The following is an 18,104-nucleotide window of genomic DNA, read 5'->3' as shown; positions in this document are numbered from 1 at the left end:
CTGCGATAATCCTGTTTTCGATCGGTACGAGCAACAGGAGAGCAGGGCATGTCGGAAGACAGCGACGCAGAAAAGACCGAACCCGCGTCACCCAGAAGGCTGGAGAAAGCGCGCGAAGACGGCGACGTCCCCCGCTCGCGCGAAATCGCCACCTTCACCGTCCTGATGACCGCCGGCGCCGGCCTGTGGATGACGGGCGGTTCCCTGATCGGCAAGCTGGAGCAGGCAATGCAGTCCGGCCTGTCGCTCAGCCGTGACCAGGTCTTCAACCCCAGCATCCTGATCGAACGCATCACCGCCGACCTGGTGGCGGTGCTGTTCGCCTGCCTGCCGCTGGCCGGCCTGATCATGCTGGTGGCCCTGGCTTCGCCGCTCCTGATCGGCGGCTGGAATTTTTCGTCCAAGGCGTTCATGCCGAACTTCATGAAGCTGGACCCGATCAAGGGCATCGGCAACATGTTCTCCACCAATGCCCTGATCGAGCTGCTGAAGGCCGTCGCCAAGACCGTGGTGGTCGGCGCCGTGGCCTGGGTGGTCATCATGGGCCAGAAGGATGCGGTGATCGGCTTGGCGCTCGAGCCGCTGAATGCCGGCAGCGCCCACGTGGGCGAACTGGTGGCCAAGGCTTTCCTGTTCATTACCGGCGCGCTGGGCGTGATCGCCGCCATCGACGGCCCCTGGCAGCTGTGGCACTACCACGACAAGATGAAGATGACGCGCCAGGAACTGATCCAGGAATCGAAGGAGTCGGACGGCAATCCGCAGATCAAAGGGAAGATTCGCCAGATGCAGCGCGAAATGGCGCGCGGCCGCATGATGCAGAATGTGCCCACTGCGGATGTGATCGTCACCAATCCGACCCACTATGCGGTGGCGCTGAAGTATGCCGAGGGCCAGAAGGGCGCGCCGCGGGTGGTGGCCAAGGGTGTCGACGAGGTCGCCGCGAAGATCCGCGAACTCGGCCTCGAGCACAAGGTGACCCTGCTCGAAGCACCGGCCCTGGCCCGGGCGCTCTACAAGCACACCGACATCGACGAAGAAATCCCGGAGAAGCTGTTCTCGGCCGTGGCGGAAGTGCTGGCCTACGTCTACCAGTTGCGCGCCTACAGGAAGGGCGAGGGCATCTACCCGGATCGTCCGACCAGGCTTGCGGTACCGCCGGAGATGGACCCGAACAACCCGGCCTACAGGGGACCCGGGGCGAGCACCGGGTCGCTGCAATAAGGGGCCATGTAGGGTGGGCAAGTTTCTTGCCCACACGGTGATAGTTAACGGCAAGATCATCCGGCACGAAAGCGGAGCCGATAACGATCACCGCGTGGGCGGGAAACCCGCCCACCCTACGAAACAAGCGTCACGAGCTGTAACACGAATAACGGAGCACTGCACTAATGAACAGCATCAAACTGCCGGCATGGACGAGCGGCCTTGCGGCCAGGGGCGCCAGCGCGCTCGCCGCCCCGATCTTCATCGTCATCCTGCTGGCGATGATGATCCTGCCGCTGCCGGCCTTCGTGCTGGACGTGTTCTTCAGCTTTAACATCGCGCTGTCCGTCATTGTCCTGCTCACCGCGCTGTACACGGTCAAGCCGCTCGACTTCATGGCCTTCCCGGCCATCCTGCTGATCTCGACGATGCTGCGCCTGGCGCTCAATGTCGCTTCTACCCGCATTGTGCTGACCGAGGGGCACACCGGCGGTGCGGCCGCCGGCAAGGTGGTCGAAGCCTTCGGCCACTTCCTCATCGGCGGCAATTTCACGGTCGGTATCGTCGTTTTCGTCATCCTGACCATCATCAACTTCACCGTCGTGACCAAGGGCGCGGGCCGTATCGCTGAAGTGGGCGCGCGCTTCGCCCTGGACGCGATGCCGGGCAAGCAGATGGCGATCGATGCCGACCTGAACGCCGGCCTGATCGGCGAGGCCGACGCCCGCAAGCGCCGCAGCGAAGTGGCGCAGGAAGCCGAGTTCTATGGCGCGATGGACGGTGCGTCCAAGTACGTGAAAGGCGACGCCGTCGCCGGCATCATGATCACCCTGATCAACGTGATCGGCGGCCTGATCGTCGGTATGGTGCAGCACGACCTGCCCGCCGGCCAGGCGGCCGAAACCTATACGCTGCTGGCCATCGGTGACGGCCTGGTGGCGCAGATTCCCTCCTTGATCATCTCGATCGCGGCCGGTATGGTGGTCTCGCGCGTGGCCAACGAAGACGACATCAGCAGCCAGGTCACCAACCAGCTGTTCGCCCGCCCGGAAGCGCTGTACATCACCGGCGGCATCATCTTCGCGCTGGGCGTGATCCCCGGCATGCCGAACCTGATCTTCCTGCTGCTGGGCAGCGCCCTGGTCGGCGGCGGCTGGCTGATTGCCAAGCGCAAGATGGACGGACCGGCCAAGGAAGCGGCCGCGGCGGCGGACGCAGCAGCCACGGCAGCGGCGACCGGCGCGGCGACGGCGCCCGAATCGGAAGAGGCGACCTGGCAGGACGTCATGGCGGTCGACACCCTGGGGCTGGAAGTGGGTTACCGCCTGATCCCCCTGGTCGACAAGACCCAGGGCGGGGAACTGCTCAAGCGCATCAAGGGGATCCGCAAGAAATTCGCCCAGGAAGTCGGCTTCCTGGCGCCGCCGGTGCACATCCGCGACAACCTGGAACTGAAACCCTCGGCCTACCGCATCACGCTCAAGGGCGTGGAAGTGGGCACGGGCGAAGCGATGAACGGGCAATACCTGGCGATCAATCCGGGCATGGCCAGCGGCACGCTGCCGGGCCAGCCCACGACCGATCCGGCCTTCGGCCTGCCTGCCACCTGGATCGACGCCAGCCTGCGCGACGAGGCGCAAAGCCTGGGCTATACCGTAGTCGATGCCGGCACCGTGGTGGCAACGCACCTGAACCACCTGATCACGACCCACGCTTCGGAGCTGCTGGGCCGGATGGAAGTGCAGGCGCTGCTCGATCACCTGGGCAAAGACACGCCGAAGCTGGTGGAAGACCTGGTACCGAAGGTCGTGTCGCTGTCGACCCTGCAGAAAGTGCTGCAGAACCTGCTGCTGGAAGGCGTGCACATCCGCGACATGCGCACCATCATCGAGTGCCTCTCGGAGTATGCCGGGCAGACCCAGGATCCGGGCGAACTGACCGCCATGGTGCGGGTAGCGCTGGGACGGGCGATCGTGCAGCAGCTGTTCCCGGGCACGAATGAACTGTCGGTGATGACCCTGGATAACCGTCTCGAGCGGCTCCTGATGCAGGCGATGGGGGCGGGGGGCGACGGCACCGGCATCGAGCCGGGGCTGGCCGATACGATTGCGCAGCAGGCTGCCAGCGCGGCCCAGCAGCAGGAGCAGATGGGGCTGAATCCGGTGCTGCTGGTGCCTGCGCCGCTACGGGTGCTGCTGTCGCGCTTCCTGCGGCGTGCGGTGCCGCAGTTGAAGGTGCTGTCGCATAACGAGATTCCGGAGACCAAGACCATTCGGGTGACCAGTCTGGTCGGCATCCCAATGTAAATACTGGTGGCTGAATGTGTGTCATTTCAGCTTCACTTGGTCGTTTCAAGGGCTCTCAGGAGTGCCAAGAGTCAACATTTGTAGTTGATCTGTGATAACATTGCATTGGTACAAAAGTAAAGACCAATGCCAACACTGCGACGCCATCGCCGCTTTTTAACCACTTTCCGATCAGCCAACGTTGTTCCGTTGGATCGAACACGTTCGGTATCTTTGCGATAAAAAATGCTGGAATATCAACAATTTGGGCTCGGCTTGACGGCATTTGCCGTGAGCTTTGCAGTATGCCTGCTCATTGTCCTGTCGCAGAAATGGCACGGCAAACTCTCCCACGACCACGACCTGAGCGGCGTACAGAAGGTGCACACGACCGCGGTGCCGCGCATCGGCGGTATTGGTGTCATGGCAGGGGTAGTGCTGGGCCTGGCGCTGTTCCAGATGCTGGCACCGGCCAGCATCAATCCCTTGCATTCTGCCGACATCCGCCTGCTGTTGCTCGCCAGCCTGCCGGCTTTTCTCGCGGGTTTGATCGAAGACTTCACCAAGCGCGTGTCCGTTCGAGTACGCCTTGCGGCGACCGCCATGAGTGCGATGATCGCCAGCGCCCTGCTGGGCGCGACCGTGACCGAACTCGACCTTTGGGGTGTGGATACGCTGCTCGCGTTCGCGCCGTTCGCCATCATGGTGACGGCCGTGGTCGTCTCGGGCGGTTCGAACGCCATCAACATCATCGACGGTTTCAATGGCTTGTCGAGCAGCACGATCATCATCATGGCCGCCGGCCTGGCTGCCGTCGGCCTGCAGCATGGCGACTCCCTGGTGGTGGCCCTCGGCGTTCTGTGCATCGGCGCGGCCGCCGGTTTCCTGGCCTTGAATTATCCGTTCGGGAAGCTGTTCCTGGGCGATGGCGGCGCTTACTTCCTGGGTTTCCTGGTATCGGAGATCGCGGTGCTGCTCTTGGTGCGTAACCCGTCGGTGAATGCGTGGCAGGTGCTGGCGATCTGCGGCTATCCGGTCATCGAAGTGCTGTTCAGCATGTATCGCCGTCGCGTGATCCAGAATGTCAGCCCTGGCGCGCCGGATGCGCTGCACCTGCACACGCTGGTGTACCGCCGCCTCGTCTTCAAGCATGTGCGACGCGACGCTTCCCGTCCGTGGAGCCGTAATGCCAGTGTGGTGTGCTTGATCGCCCCCGCGGTGGCAGTGTGCGTGGCGGTGAGTGTGATTGCCGGCGCGTCGGCGCCGGTCAGCCTGGCGATCGTGGTAGCGCAGCTTGTGCTCTACATCGCGGTGTACGGCCGTCTCGTGCGTGGCCGCTGGGGTGTTATCGGCCGTGCCGGCGCGATGTCGGCCCGTGCCGGCGCTTCCTCATCTTCCTGATTTGCACGCCATCGATACCGGCCCGCGGCGGCCGGTATCAGTGAGGTCGCCGCTGGACCCACCAGTTCTCGAACCTGATCGAGAAGTGCAACAGCAATCCTGTGACGAACAGGAAATCCCCCACACCACCCAGGCGCAGGCCTGCGGCAATAACTCCCGCGAGCAGGAATACCGTTCTCAGGGCAGGGATGCTGCTGTCGAGCGCTCTGCAACAGAAAATCAAAAAGGCTTCTCCAGACATGCCGGCTTGACGCTTCGGTATCCTGAACTTCATCGGTAGGCCTTTCGTTATTGTTCCAGAAACTCGGTAGAGCCGAGTATGCCTCAAATTCATCAGAGTTACAATGTGAGAGAATTGCGTTTGCTCACTAATGAGTGCATGGATCAGCGTTGTGAGGCCGCTATTTATATCAGTCATTCATTCAGGACATGATATTGCATAATAGTCAGCTTTGTCGCACGAATCCGCAATTGAGTTCAACTTCGTCAACAGCCCGGCAGTTCTGCGCTCATCCATGGCCAAGGAGCACAGCAGCCTTGAAATAGACCTGTTTCCCCTCTTTACTCTTCCGATGGTTTCCTCGCAGCATCGCCAATAATGTTGCCTATGGACGGGCACTACGCCCGCGCAACCCAGAACAGTACAGCTGAATGAAGTGCGGAGAGAAACGATGAACGTCAAGAAATTTACAGCGGCTACTTCCCGTGACGCCTTGCGCAAGGTGCGCGAGGCGCTCGGCCCTGACGCGGTCATCCTCTCCAACCGCCCGGTCGACGGCGTGGTCGAGATCCTTGCGCTGGACAACGACGACGTCGCCGCGCTGGCTTCCCCGGCCATCGAAGAGCCGCAGGCGCCGAGCTTCCAGGCCTTCGACAATGACTTCGACCCGGAACCGGTCTTCAGCCGCGCCGCGGCTGCCTTCGCGCCCGCCGCAACGCAGGCGCGCCAGCCGGCGCCACGTGCCGCAGTACCTAAGCTGGACCCGTTCGCCGGCCAGCCTGACGTGGCCCGGCCCTACGTCGAGCGCCGCGCCGCACCCGCCATCGCACCGGAAATCCCGCCGACCTACGTCAACCGCCGCGCCCCGGCCTCGGAACCGGGCATCGACATGGCCGCCATGACCCAGATGATGAGCGCCGCGATCGCCCAGGCCAAGGAATCGGCCGCTCTTGAAATGAGCGGCATGATAAACGAGATGCGCGCCATGCGCGGCCTGATGGAAACCCAGCTGGCCGAGCTGTCCTGGAACGCTAGCGCGCAGCGCGAGCCGCAGAAGGCCGCAGTGCTGCGCGAGATGCTGGCCGCCGGTTTCTCGGCCACCCTGGCGCGCTACCTGATCGACAAGATGCCGGCGACGAAGGATGCGGTCGACGCCCTGCGTTGGATCAAGACCGTCCTGGCGCGCAACCTCACCACCATCGCCAACGAAGACGACCTCCTGAACCGCGGCGGCGTGTTCGCACTGGTCGGCCCCACCGGCGTCGGCAAGACCACCACCACCGCCAAGCTGGCCGCGCGCTGCGTGATGCGCCATGGTCCGGACAAGCTGGCCCTGATCACCACCGACGCCTACCGTATCGGCGGCCACGAGCAGCTGCGCATCTACGGCAAGATCCTCGGCGTGATGGTGCACTCGGTGAAGGACGAGGCCGACCTGCGCATCGCCCTGAAGGAACTCAAGAACAAGCACACCGTCCTGATCGACACCATCGGCATGTCGCAGCGCGACCAGATGGTGACGGAACAGGTGGCCATGCTCTCCGAATCCGGCGCCGACGTGAAACGCCTGCTGTGCCTGAACGCGACGGCGACCAACGAAACCCTGAACGAAGTGGTGCGCGCGTATCAGGGCTCGGGCCTGGCCGGCTGCATCATGACCAAGCTGGACGAAGCCGCCTCGATCGGCAACGTGCTCGACGTCGTGATCCGGCAGAAGCTCAATCTTCATTACATCTCGAACGGCCAGCGCGTGCCGGAAGACCTGCACCTGGCCGACCGCGCCATGCTGGTCGACCGCGCCTTCCGCAACAACCGCAATGCCAGCGCCCAGTTCGGCGACGCCGACCTGCCGCTGATGATGGCCGCTGCCGGCCAGGATCGTTCACTGCGCGAGGTGCACCTTGGCTAGTTTCGATTTCGACCAGGCCGAAGGCCTGCGCCGGATGCTGCAGGGCCCGCGCCCGCGCATCGTCACCTTTCTCTCTGCCACGCCGGAAGACGACAAGGGCGCCATGCTGGTCAACCTGGGCGCCTCGCTGGCCCAGTTGGGCAACGAGGTCCTGATCGTCGACGCCTGCGAGCGCGACTATGGGGTGGCGCGCCGCCTGGGCCTGAACCGCGCCGCCAGCCTGGCCGCGGTGGCGCGCCAGGAGTATGGCCTGAACCAGGTGCTGCACGCGGTGCCGCAGGGCTTCTCGGTGGCGTCGCTCGGCCGTCCGCTGGGGGACAACGACGCGCGCCGCCTGGCCAAGACCTTCGACGTGCTGGTGGGGCAGGCCGGCATCGTGATGGTCGACGGCGAGCTGGGACCAAGCGGCGAATTCCCGCTGCCGCTGATGGCGAGCTCGGAGATCGTGGTGCAGGTCGGTACCTCCGCCGCGTCGATCACGAATGCCTATGCGCTGATCAAGCGCCTGGCGCAGCAGCTGGGCCGCCGTCCCTTCGGTATCCTGGTGACCGGCGCGACAGAGGCGGAGGCCAAGGTCGTATACGATAATATGTCAGCTGCGGCAACACGTTACCTGGCGGTCAACCTGAGTTCGATGGGTTCGGTGCCGGCCGACGAGTACCTGCACCGGGCCGCGCGCCTGGGCCGGGCGGTGGTCGATGCCTTCCCGCTGGCGGGGGCCTCGGTCGCGTTCCGGCGCCTGGCGGGCCAGTTCGCGTTGCACGCGATGCCCGGCATGGGCAGGGGTTAAATGTAGGGTGGTCGGCTGTGCCGACCGCGCGTTCAACTGAAAGACGCGTTACCGCATCGCCTGCACTGGCTGGACGCGCGGCCGGCGAAGCCGACCACCCTACAATGGCACGAGTGCGGCAGAGTCCCACACAAGAATAGAGATAGCGGAAGAGAAAAGCATAAGGCATGTACACGGTCAAAGGGAGAGCGGACAAGAACCATTTGCTGACGGAGCATATGCCGTTGGTGAAGCGTCTTGCCCACCACATGAAGGCCAAGCTGCCGCCTTCGGTGGAAGTCGATGACCTGATCCAGGCCGGCATGATGGGCCTGCTCGATGCGATCAACCGCTACGAGGACAACCACGGCGCCCAGTTCGAAACCTATGCGGTGCTGCGCATCCGCGGCGCCATGCTCGACGAGCTGCGCAACAGCGACTGGATGCCGCGCAGTACGCGCCAGAACATGCGCAAGGTCGAAGCCGCGATGGAGGCGCTGCAGCAGCGCCTGGGCCGTCCGGCCAGCGAGTCCGAGATCGCCAAGTCGCTCAAGATGTCGCTCGCCGACTACCAGGAGATGCTGGGCGACGGCGGCGGCCACCAGCTGCTGTACTACGAAGACTTCCACGACCAGGGCGAGGACGGCGGCAGCGACAGCTTCCTCGACCGCTATGCGGTGGACGACAGCGATCCGCTGCGCAGCCTGCTCGACACGGGCTTCCGCCAGGCCGTGATCGACGCCATCGATAAGCTGCCGCCGCGCGAGAAGATGCTGATGGGCCTCTACTACGAGGAAGAACTCAACCTGAAGGAAATCGGCGCCGTCATGGGCGTGAGCGAGTCGCGGGTGTCGCAACTGCACACCCAGGCCGTGTCGCGCCTTCGCGCAGCGCTGCGGGAGCAATTATGGACTGGGCCAGCGTAGCCGGCCTGGTGCTCGCGATCGCGGGCGTGCTGGTCGGCCATACCCTGGACGGCGGCAAGTTCGCGTCGCTGATGCAGCCGGCCGCCTTTGCCATCGTCGTGATCGGCACCTTCGGGGCCGTGCTGCTGCAGAGCGAGCGGCGCAGCTTCATGCTGGGCCTGCGCATGCTGCGCTGGGTCTTCGTGCCGCCCAAGTCCGGCCGCGAGCTGCTCTCGCGCGAGATCGCGCTGTGGAGCCTGTCCGCGCGGCGCGACGGCCTGCTCTCGCTCGAGCAGTACATGGGCACCAAGGACAAGTTCGTCCAGAAGGGCCTGCGCCTGGTGATCGACGGCATCCAGCCCGAGAAGCTGCGCAGCCTGCTCGAGAACGAGATCAACGCCTACGAGTTCTCGCAGCGCCAGGCGGCGCGCATCTGGGAATCGGCGGCCGGCTACGCGCCCACCATCGGCATCCTGGGTGCGGTGCTGGGCCTGATCCACGTGATGGAGAACCTGTCGGATCCGTCGCGCCTGGGTTCCGGCATCGCGGTGGCCTTCGTCTCCACCGTGTACGGCGTGGGGCTGGCCAACCTGTTCTTCTACCCGGTCGGGAACAAGCTCAAGGCCATCGTCAGCGACAAGGTGGCCCAGTACGAGATCCTCGCCGAAGTCTTCCACGACCTCGCCACCGGCGACCACACCCGCGTGGTCGACGAACGGGTGGCCAGTCTCCTGACGCGCCACTGAGGCCACGGCATGGCGCGCAAACGCTACGACGACGGATCGCAGGAAAACCACGAGCGCTGGCTGATCTCCTACGCCGATTTCATCACGCTGCTGTTCGCCTTCTTCGTCGTGATGTACGCGATCTCGATCGTCAACGAAGGAAAATACGCGGTGCTGTCCGAAGCCCTGGGCGACGCCTTCGGCGGACGCAGCGTGGCGCCGCAGGCGCACACCAGCGTCGAGCCGGTGCTGCCGCTGTCGCACATCGTCAACCGCAAGCGCCATGAAGCGGCGCGGCGCGAGCGCGAGCGCATGGAAATCCTGGCGAAGGACCTGACCACCACCCTGATGCCGCTGGTGAAATCGGGCCAGGTAAGGGTGACGCAGAATGCGCGCGGCATCGGCATCGAACTCAATGCCAGCGTGCTGTTCGACCAGGGCGAAGCGACCCTGCAGCAGGAGGCGCGCGAGGTGCTGGGCGCGGTGGCGGGCCTGCTCAAGGATGCGCCGCAGCGCATCGAGGTCGAGGGCCATACCGACAACCTGCCGATCACCAACGAGCGCTTCGCCTCCAACTGGGAACTGTCGGCGGTGCGCGCGGCCAGCGTGGTGCGTCTGTTCATCGAGAGCGGTGTGCAGGATGTGCGCCTGTCGGCCATCGGCCATGGCGCCACGCGCCCGGTGGCGCCGAACGACACGCCGGCCAACCAGGCGCGCAACCGGCGCGTGGCGGTGATGATCCTGGCGTCGGTGCCGGAACCGCTGCCGGCGGGTGTATAGAGGAATGAAATAAAAGTTCGTTTCTGCGGTTCTTTTGAAATAGTATTTCAAAACTCTACTCGAATGTAAGACGTCGCCCTGTCTGGTATGCACGAGCTAGTCGACTACACCGGCATGATGTTGACATCCTCCCTCTCTATTAAAGCCGAGGGATCCCTACTGCGCTCATCCAGTATCGTGCTGAGAAGAGTCGCTTCGGTGGGTTCCTGCTGCTGGCGACCTCGTTGCATCGCTCACTCCACAGGCGCAATGGGCGTGTCCCGCCCTGAGAACGTTGATCGCGCCAACTAGATCGGCGTTTTGCTTAAAGTTGCATTGCACACATTTGAACCAAGATTGCGTCTGTCGGTTATCTGCCGAGACAGAGCCGCAACGCGGACAGGTGCGGCTTGTATCGTGTGGTGGAATGGCAATGAGCCAGCCCCCGGACCATGCCAACTTGTAGTCCAGTTGGCGACGGAACTCGGACCACCCTTGATCAAGGATAGATTTGTTCAGACCTGCCTTGGCTCGAACTTTCCTCCCTGGTCGTTCGCTCGTGCCTGCCGCTGATTTGGACATGTTTTGCACCTGCAAATCTTCGATACATACCATCGCGTGGTTTTGGCTGATCGCGGTTGTGATCTTGTGCAGGTAGTCGCGGCGGGCGTTGCCGATGCGGGAATAGAGACGTTGGACGCGAGTTTTGGACTTAATCCAATTGCTGCTGAACTTAATCTTGCGACTCATCGATTGCTGTGCGCGACGTAAGCGGTCTTCGTGCAGCTTGAAGCTGTTGAGCGGCGCGTAGTACGTGCCGTCTGAAAGCGTAGCGAAGCGGGCAATACCCATGTCGATTCCGACCACGCCACCTTGTGGGATGGGTTGCTCGACTTCACGCTCGCTCTGGAACGATACGAACCACTTACCGCACGACAGACTAAGGGTAGCGTTCTTCAGCCTGCCAAGAAGATTGCGACTGTTACGATAACGCAGCCAACCAAGCTTGGGCAGGAATACGCGATTGTTTGCCTGATCAAGTTTGATTTGCTTTGGGTCCGGAAAGCGGAAACTGTCGGCTCGCCCCTTCTTCTTGAACCGCGGGAACCCTGCTCGCTTGGCGAAAAAATTGGCGTAGGCTCGTTCGAGATCCTTCAAAACCTGCTGCAGCGGGTGAACCGGCGCTTGCATCAGCCAGGCAGTGTCTGCTTCATGGCGCCACGCTGTAAGCAACCTGCACAATTCAAAGTAGCAAAGCTTCTTCTCGTCGCGTTCGTAGCGTTCCTTTTGTAAGGATAACGCCTTGTTGAAGACGAACCGGCACGACCCGGCAAAGCGGCGCATCATGCTTTGCTGTTCGCCGGTCGGCATCAACTCGAATTTGAAAGCCTGAAGACGCTGCATGCAAGTAGTATAGCCAGCAACCAGGACGGATTGCCAATCTGCGTGTGATTTCACTCAATCATGGGCGGGCTATTCTCCCCGAAATACTCGTGCGAATCGGCGTTGTTGACCGCCCGTGCCGGGGCGCTCCGGGCCAGCTCGGCCGCTCCCTGCTGGCCGTACACATGGTCGTCGGTGGCGGCGACCACGTCGAAGTGGCTCAGCTCGTGCAGCAGGGTGCCGCCGCGCGAGTCGGTGCCGGTCAGGGGTGCGGTCCAGAACGCCTTGCAGACATAGATCGCGTAGGGCTGGGCCGGGTACACGTAGGCGAAATAGTTTTCGTTGCAGCCGCAGTCGATTTTCAGGGGCTTGGTCTCGAACGCGTCGCGGATCGCCGTGAAGTTGGTGTTCACGGTGGCGGCGCGGCCGGCATCGGGGGCGCCGAACCAGGTGCCGTAGCGCGCGCCGTACTGCGCGCCCCCGCTGCCCGCCGCCAGGTAATTGTGGGCGTCGACCGTCATCGCCTTGCCCGCGTCCACGGCCGCCGCCAGTTGCTCCTGCTGGGCGTTCGAGCACTTGCTGAATTCCAGTGAGGCGGCGCCGGCGACGGCCTGCCTGGCCGGTACCCTGGCCCCGCGCGGCAGGCGCCCGTCGATCCAGATCCCGACCTGGCTGGAGGCCAGCGCACCCGGCACCGGGCGCATTCCGGAGGCGGCGAACAGGCCGCTCGAGGCGGTGCGGTAGCGCAGCTGGTAGGGGCCGGTGACGCTCATCTCGTACAGCGCCGACAGCTCGACCGTGCTGGTGAGCGTGGCTCCCGGTTCCAGCCGCAGATAGTCGTCCGGGCCGGGGGCCGGGCGCTTGGCCTTGATGCCGAGGTAGCTTACCTTCTGGCCGTCGCGCAGCACCTCGAACAGCGGCGCCTGCACGCCCGCCACCGGGGTGTGCCACTTGAGCAGGAACTGCGGCGTGGCGCTGTTGTTCTGCAGGGTGACGCGCACCAGCACCTCGTCGCTGCGGGCGAATTTCTCACGCACGGGTTGCAGGGTGACGTTGACGTCCTGCGCCAGCGCGGGCAGGGCCGACAGGGCCAGCGTCAAGGACAGCAGGCGCGGCAGGATTGAGTGGCGCATGGCGGGCTCCTTGCAGTTGGGATTGAACCTACTGTGCGCCGCCGGCGCGACCGCATCTTGAGCAATCCCAAGCGTATATTTATCCTGGGCAACAAAACCACACCGTGGGTATGGCCTATTAACAACAGATGTGATTATCTGTGATTATTTGCTCGATTCAGGACAAGGCCATTGCTATGATGCAACCACTCTATCCCTCAGTAAATATTCCTCTTTTTTAAGCCATGAACGTCCCTCACGACCTTGTCGACGAGCTCGCCCGCGAGATCGGGCTCGACTGCGACGAAGTCGCCGCGCGCAAGGCTTACCTCGAACTCGAGGAGTCGGACATCGACGCCCTGCGCGACGTGCACGCGCTGCTCGCGTCCCATCGCGACGCCTTCTCGGACCGCTTCTACGCGCACCTGATGTCCTTCCCGAAGCTGCGCGGCATGCTGGGCGACGGCGCCGAGGCGCGCCTGCGGGACGTGCAGGCCGCCTACTTCAGCAGCCTGACGGCCGGCGAATATGGCGAGGAATACATGCGCGAGCGCCTGCGCGTGGGCGCGACCCACCAGCACATCGGGCTCGATCCGACGTGGTACATCGGGGCCTACCGCAAATACCTGTCTGAGCTGTCCGGCCTGCTGTGGCGCCGCCTGCAAGGGCAGCCGGAGCGCCTGCGCGCCGCCATGGAAGCGGTGCTCAAGATCGTCTGCTTCGACATGGGCCTGGCGCTCGACACCTATACCCATGCCAGCCAGCGCAGCAGCCTGCAGAACCAGAACTACCTGGAGCAGGTCATCGACGGCATGCCGGCGGGCCTGCTGGTCGTCGATGCCGAGCTGCGCGTGCGCTCGATGAACCGCAGCATGGCCGACCTGCTGGGGGCATCCGACAGCCTGCTGCTCGAACACAAGCCCGCGCTGGAAGAGCTGATTTCCTGCCGCGAGCTGGCCGACCGCGCGGCTGAGGCGCTGGCCTCGGGCGCGCGCCAGGACAACGTGCTGGTCACGCTCGACCGGCGCGCCGACGGCGTGCGCTACGTCGACTTCAACATCCGCCGCGCGCGCAAGGACGGCAGCTACATGCTGCTCCTGATCGGCCAGGACATCACTTTCCGGCGCAAGGCCAGGCTGCGCCTGCAGGAGAGCGAGGAATTCTTCCGCCTCACCTTCAACCAGGCCGCGGTCGGTATCGCGCTGCTGGGCAGCGACGGCCGCGTGCTGCGCACCAACAGCAAGATGTCGCACATCCTCGGCTATTCCGAGATCGAGTTGCTGCAGCGCTTCTTCCAGCAGCTCACCTGCATTGAAGACCTGCCGGAGGAGCTGGCGCTGATCGAGCGCCTGAAGGCCGGCGAGATCAGCGACTACCAGCGCGAGAAGCGCCTGATCCGGCGCGACGGTTCGCGGGTCTGGGTCAGCGTCAACGTCTCGCGCATGCGCGACGCCAACGGCAACCAGCGCTTCATCTGCGTGATCAAGGACATCCAGCGCCAGAAGCAGGCCGAGGAAGCCCTGCTGCGCCTGGCCAACCACGACGCCCTGACCGGCCTGCCCAACCGGGTCTTGATGCAGGACCGCCTGGGCCAGGCCATCATGCATGCCCACCGCGCCGGCCGCCAGGTGGCGGTGATGTTCATCGACCTGGACCGCTTCAAGCACGTCAACGACAGCCTCGGCCACGATGCCGGCGACGCCCTGATCGTCGAGATCGCGCGCCGCCTGTCCGGCAGCCTGCGCGAGAGCGACACCGTGGCGCGCCAGGGCGGCGACGAATTCGTGGTGGTGCTGCCGGACCTGGCCTGCCAGGACGACGCGGCCAAGGTGGCGCGCAAGCTGCTCGACAACCTGTTCCAGCCCATGATCCTGTGCGGCCAGGAAGTGTTTCCGTCGGGGAGCATCGGCATCGCCATGTACCCGGCCGACGGCGAGGACAGCGCCACCCTGCTGAAGAACGCCGACAGTGCCATGTACGGCTCCAAGGGCAGCGGCGGCAACCATTATTCCTTCTACGCCGCCGCGATGGGCGAGCAGGCGGCCCTGCACCTGCGCATGGAAGGGGCGCTGCAGCGCGCCCTGCAGCGCGAGGAATTCCTGTTGTACTACCAGCCGGTGGTGGACATCGGCAGCGGCGTGGTGGCCGGCGTGGAGGCGCTGCTGCGCTGGCAGCCGGCCGGCGGGCCGATGGTCTCGCCCGCCGAGTTCATCCCGCTGGCCGAGGAAACCGGCCTGATCGTGCCGATCGGCGACTGGGTGCTGGCTACCGCCATGCGCCAGCAGGTGGCCTGGCGCCGCGCCGGCTTGCCCGCGGTGCGCATCAGCGTGAACCTGTCGGCGCGCCAGTTCCTGGGCCAGGACGTGGCCCAGCGCGTGGCCGCGCTGCTGGCGGAAACCGGCTGCGACCCAGGCTTCCTGACCCTCGAGATCACCGAGAGCGTGCTGATGGAGAATCCGGCCGCGGCCACCGAGACCATGGGCCGCCTGGCGGCGATGGGCGTGCAGCTGGCCATCGACGACTTCGGCACCGGCTACTCGAGCCTGGCCAGCCTGAAGCGCTTCCCGATCCACAGCCTGAAGATCGACCGCTCCTTCGTGATGGACCTGACCCAGGACGCCGACGACGCGGCCATCGTCAACGCCGTGATCGCGCTGGCGCATTCGATGAAGCTGAACGTGATCGCGGAAGGCGTCGAGACCAGCGAGCAGCTGGCCTTCCTGCAGGAGCGGGGTTGCGACCAGATGCAGGGCTACTGCTTCAGCCGGCCGGTCGAGCCGCAGGCGATCGCGGCGATGCTGGGCACGGCCTAAAGCCCTCTGCATGCCAGCCGCTGTTGACAGGGTAGCCGAACCAGTAGCCCGGATCGCCCGGCGCCTCCGGCGTTCAGTAGTTGTAGATCCAGTCCTTCAGCTCCGTCCTGGCTCACAGTCCGCCGAGCTCGAATCAAACTATTAATTCCAATACACAATTGTTTTTTTGGTAAATAAGTAACTGATTGTGTTAGAGTGGATATCGATTCCCGGTTCGTGACGCTCTGCATGCATTCGCGCTAGAGCCTGCTTGATTACCTGAAGATGACGCGACGGAAATGGTTTCGCTGATGCGTTCGTCAATTCCTAGCCTGGGCTGTGCGTATCATGAGAATTCTTACCTTCAGTACGCTGTTCCCCAATTCAGCCAAGCCACACCACGGCATTTTCACCGAGACCACACTGCGTCATCAGCTTGCGACTGGTGAAGTGGAGGCTAAAGTCGTCGCTCCGATTCCATGGTTTCCATTCCCCAGCCAACGCTTCGGGGAATATGGCACATTCGCTATGGCACCATTCCTGGAAACGCGTGTCGGCACGGAGGTTTACCATCCTCGATATGTGGTCATTCCCAAACTGGGGGCTAACCTTACGCCCATGAGCCTGGCGCTTGCTACTCGTGGTGTCATGGGAAAGCTGCTGGACGAAGGATTCGATTTCGATGTCATCGATGCGCACTATTTCTACCCTGACGGCGTTGCGGCGGTTTTGCTGGGCAAATACTTCAACAAGCCGGTGATCATTTCCGCGCTGGGGACAGATATCAACCTCATCATGCGGCGACGTATCCCGCGCGCCATGATTCACTGGGCAGGCAAGCACGCGGCTGCCATGATCACCGTATGCGACGCACTGAGGAACGAAATGCTGCGCTCCGGGATGGATCCCTCCCGCATCACGACCTTGCGTAACGGCGTCGACCTCGACCTGTTCAGGCCGGTAGACCGTGCCGCTGCCCGCGATGCTCTGGGCCTGCGGCATTTCACACTGCTCTCGGTCGGCCACCTTGACCCGCGCAAGGGACATGCGCACGTCATTTCGGCGCTGCCCGGCATTCCCGATGCGCGCCTCGTGATCGTGGGCAGCGGACCGGATCACAAGCGCTTGGTCTCACTTGCGCGTGCCAAGGGCGTAGCGGACCGTGTCGTCTTCGCGGGAGCAATGACTCAGGAACGACTGTGCGACTACTACAGCGCGGTCGATGCACTGGTGCTGGCGTCCAGCCGTGAAGGCTGGGCCAATGTTCTGCTTGAGGCAATGGCCTGCGGAACAAGGGTGATTGCTAGCAATGTTTGGGGAACGCCGGAGGTGGTACGGGAGCCGGCGGCGGGCGTTCTCATGACGATCAACTCGGCGCAGGGTGTCATCGACGGTGTGCGGGAACTGCGTTCACGCAGCCCGGAACCCCGTTTGACCCGTGCCTATGCGGAACAATTCAGCTGGGACGAGACGACGCGCGGACAGCTTCGTTTGTTCAGGCTGGCAACGCGGGCAGTACATCCGGAGAAGATCTCGCAGCCCGTGCCGGCGCATGCTTCCGACGGACACGGTCTTGACCACTGAAGGGTAGTCATCATCAGGCATCAAGCCCGTGCGGATACGCCGTCCCGATTCGACAACCATAGTGCCAGCCGGCGCCAACGTTTTCATGACCATCGCAATGGATAAGTATAGTGCCGACGATCTGCTCGATCTAAAACTGCAATTCGATACACAAGGCTTCGTGCACCTGCCCGGACTGCTGTCTCCCGGGATGACGCAACGTGTTCGCGACGCCTTCGAAGAGGCGCACGTGCGCCACGCCGGGCAGGTGGAACGGCAGCGCAGGGACGGGGCGAGCTTCGTGGACCTGCCCGGTATCCTGAACGCCGATCCCGTGTTCATCGACCTTGTCGACCTGCCGCAGCTGCTGCCGCTGCTGCGACTGACGATCGGCGAGGACCTGGCCCTGAACGAAACCAGCGCCAGGCTGTTTTTCCCGGGCCCGACCTTTACCAGCCCGTTCCACTCAGATGTGGCGCGCGTGCTGGGCGTCGACCACGCGCACACAAGCAATCTGCTGGTCAAGCTGCACATCTTTTTCGAAGACCTCGCTCCCGAGCAGGGATGCCTGGCTTTCATACCGGGAAGCCACCGCTTCCCTCCCTTGCACGTCAATCCGCACAGGCCCACCCTCGCACGCTCGTCGGCGGTGACGCGCGTGGTGCCGCGCGCGGGCGACGGTGTGCTTTTCAATACGCACGTCCTCCATATGGCCGAGGACAACCGTACCGAGCACGTGCGCAAGTCCCTGATTTATACCTATGCCCATTTCTGGATGAAGGCGCATGCCAGCGCGGCGCCATCCGACCTGGCCCAGTTTGCTGATTCACCCAGTCGCCAGCAGTTGTTCGGTGTCGATCTTCCTGGCGTCAGCCACTTTTCCCGGCGCCTCGACCGGCTCGACAGTGCATCGGTGAAGACGCGCCTGCAGGACCTTGGCGAACGGATCGCCCACCGGGTCCTGCCGCTCAAGCGCATGCCGCCGCGTGCCTGACATTGCCGGGGCGCCAGCCGTTCTGCTCAGCTTGTTGATTCTTTCTTGGATTCGCCCTGGCAGGATTGACTGCGGCGCACG

The 18,104-nt window shown here is 63.7% G+C and carries 14 protein-coding genes; 11 read left to right on the top strand and 3 right to left on the bottom strand.

The genetic code is table 11. From position 1 onward, the window contains the following. Positions 1–48 precede the first annotated feature (48 nt). The 3 genes from flhB (at position 49) to MasN3_RS20715 (ending at position 4,892) form a co-directional block, all read left to right on the top strand. The gene (gene flhB / locus MasN3_RS20725; protein WP_281909874.1) at positions 49–1,224 is read left to right on the top strand and encodes a flagellar biosynthesis protein FlhB; all 1,176 of its coding nucleotides are present in this window, start codon (positions 49–51) and stop codon (positions 1,222–1,224) included. 167 nt (positions 1,225–1,391) lie between these two features. Further along, a complete protein-coding gene (gene flhA / locus MasN3_RS20720) occupies positions 1,392–3,512 on the top strand; it encodes a flagellar biosynthesis protein FlhA (protein WP_281909871.1) in 2,121 nt (706 codons plus the stop codon). 225 nt (positions 3,513–3,737) lie between these two features. Then, a complete protein-coding gene (locus MasN3_RS20715) occupies positions 3,738–4,892 on the top strand; it encodes an MraY family glycosyltransferase (protein WP_281909870.1) in 1,155 nt (384 codons plus the stop codon). 37 nt (positions 4,893–4,929) lie between these two features. On the opposite strand, the gene MasN3_RS20710 is transcribed toward MasN3_RS20715, so the two are convergent. Next, positions 4,930–5,166, bottom strand: a complete 237-nt coding sequence (locus tag MasN3_RS20710) for a hypothetical protein (protein ID WP_281909868.1) — start codon at positions 5,164–5,166, stop codon at positions 4,930–4,932. 397 nt (positions 5,167–5,563) lie between these two features. On the opposite strand from MasN3_RS20710, the gene flhF reads away from it, so the two are divergent. The 5 genes from flhF to motD all read left to right on the top strand — a co-directional run bounded on the left by flhF (position 5,564) and on the right by motD (position 10,200). Continuing rightward, positions 5,564–7,021, top strand: a complete 1,458-nt coding sequence (gene flhF, locus MasN3_RS20705; RefSeq protein WP_281909867.1) for a flagellar biosynthesis protein FlhF — start codon at positions 5,564–5,566, stop codon at positions 7,019–7,021. Beyond that, a complete protein-coding gene (locus MasN3_RS20700; protein WP_281909865.1) occupies positions 7,014–7,811 on the top strand; it encodes a MinD/ParA family ATP-binding protein in 798 nt (265 codons plus the stop codon). Before flhF ends, MasN3_RS20700 begins: the two co-directional genes overlap by 8 nt. 167 nt (positions 7,812–7,978) lie before the next feature. Next, a complete protein-coding gene (locus MasN3_RS20695) occupies positions 7,979–8,716 on the top strand; it encodes an RNA polymerase sigma factor FliA (RefSeq protein ID WP_281909863.1) in 738 nt (245 codons plus the stop codon). Further along, positions 8,698–9,441 carry a flagellar motor protein gene (locus MasN3_RS20690; protein ID WP_281909861.1) on the top strand — a complete coding sequence of 248 codons (744 nt, stop codon included), beginning with the start codon at positions 8,698–8,700 and terminating at the stop codon, positions 9,439–9,441. Before MasN3_RS20695 ends, MasN3_RS20690 begins: the two co-directional genes overlap by 19 nt. A gap of 9 nt (positions 9,442–9,450) precedes the next feature. Then, the gene (gene motD, locus MasN3_RS20685) at positions 9,451–10,200 is read left to right on the top strand and encodes a flagellar motor protein MotD (RefSeq protein ID WP_281909859.1); all 750 of its coding nucleotides are present in this window, start codon (positions 9,451–9,453) and stop codon (positions 10,198–10,200) included. Positions 10,201–10,365: 165 nt separating this feature from the next. Here motD and MasN3_RS20680 read toward each other — a convergent pair whose 3' ends face one another. Together MasN3_RS20680 and MasN3_RS20675 are read right to left on the bottom strand one after the other, a co-directional pair. Further along, positions 10,366–11,583, bottom strand: coding sequence for an RNA-guided endonuclease InsQ/TnpB family protein (locus MasN3_RS20680; protein WP_281909857.1), 1,218 nt, complete (start codon positions 11,581–11,583; stop codon positions 10,366–10,368). 50 nt (positions 11,584–11,633) lie between these two features. Continuing rightward, positions 11,634–12,695 carry a M35 family metallo-endopeptidase gene (locus MasN3_RS20675; protein WP_281909855.1) on the bottom strand — a complete coding sequence of 354 codons (1,062 nt, stop codon included), beginning with the start codon at positions 12,693–12,695 and terminating at the stop codon, positions 11,634–11,636. A gap of 224 nt (positions 12,696–12,919) precedes the next feature. Between MasN3_RS20675 and MasN3_RS20670 the strand changes: the two genes are divergently transcribed. From MasN3_RS20670 to MasN3_RS20660, 3 genes are all read left to right on the top strand, one after another. Then, positions 12,920–15,487, top strand: coding sequence for an EAL domain-containing protein (locus MasN3_RS20670; RefSeq protein ID WP_281909854.1), 2,568 nt, complete (start codon positions 12,920–12,922; stop codon positions 15,485–15,487). A gap of 327 nt (positions 15,488–15,814) precedes the next feature. Further along, positions 15,815–17,050: a glycosyltransferase family 4 protein gene (locus MasN3_RS20665; RefSeq protein ID WP_281909853.1), complete on the top strand. Its 1,236-nt coding sequence runs from the start codon at positions 15,815–15,817 to the stop codon at positions 17,048–17,050. 85 nt (positions 17,051–17,135) lie between these two features. After that, on the top strand, positions 17,136–18,023 hold the full coding sequence (locus MasN3_RS20660) for a phytanoyl-CoA dioxygenase family protein (protein WP_281909851.1): 888 nt from the start codon (positions 17,136–17,138) through the stop codon (positions 18,021–18,023). Positions 18,024–18,104: the final 81 nt, after the last annotated feature.

This window comes from Massilia varians (genome assembly GCF_027923905.1).
Classification (GTDB): domain Bacteria; phylum Pseudomonadota; class Gammaproteobacteria; order Burkholderiales; family Burkholderiaceae_D; genus Telluria; species Telluria varians_B.
This window is presented reverse-complemented; position numbering and strand designations above follow the sequence as displayed.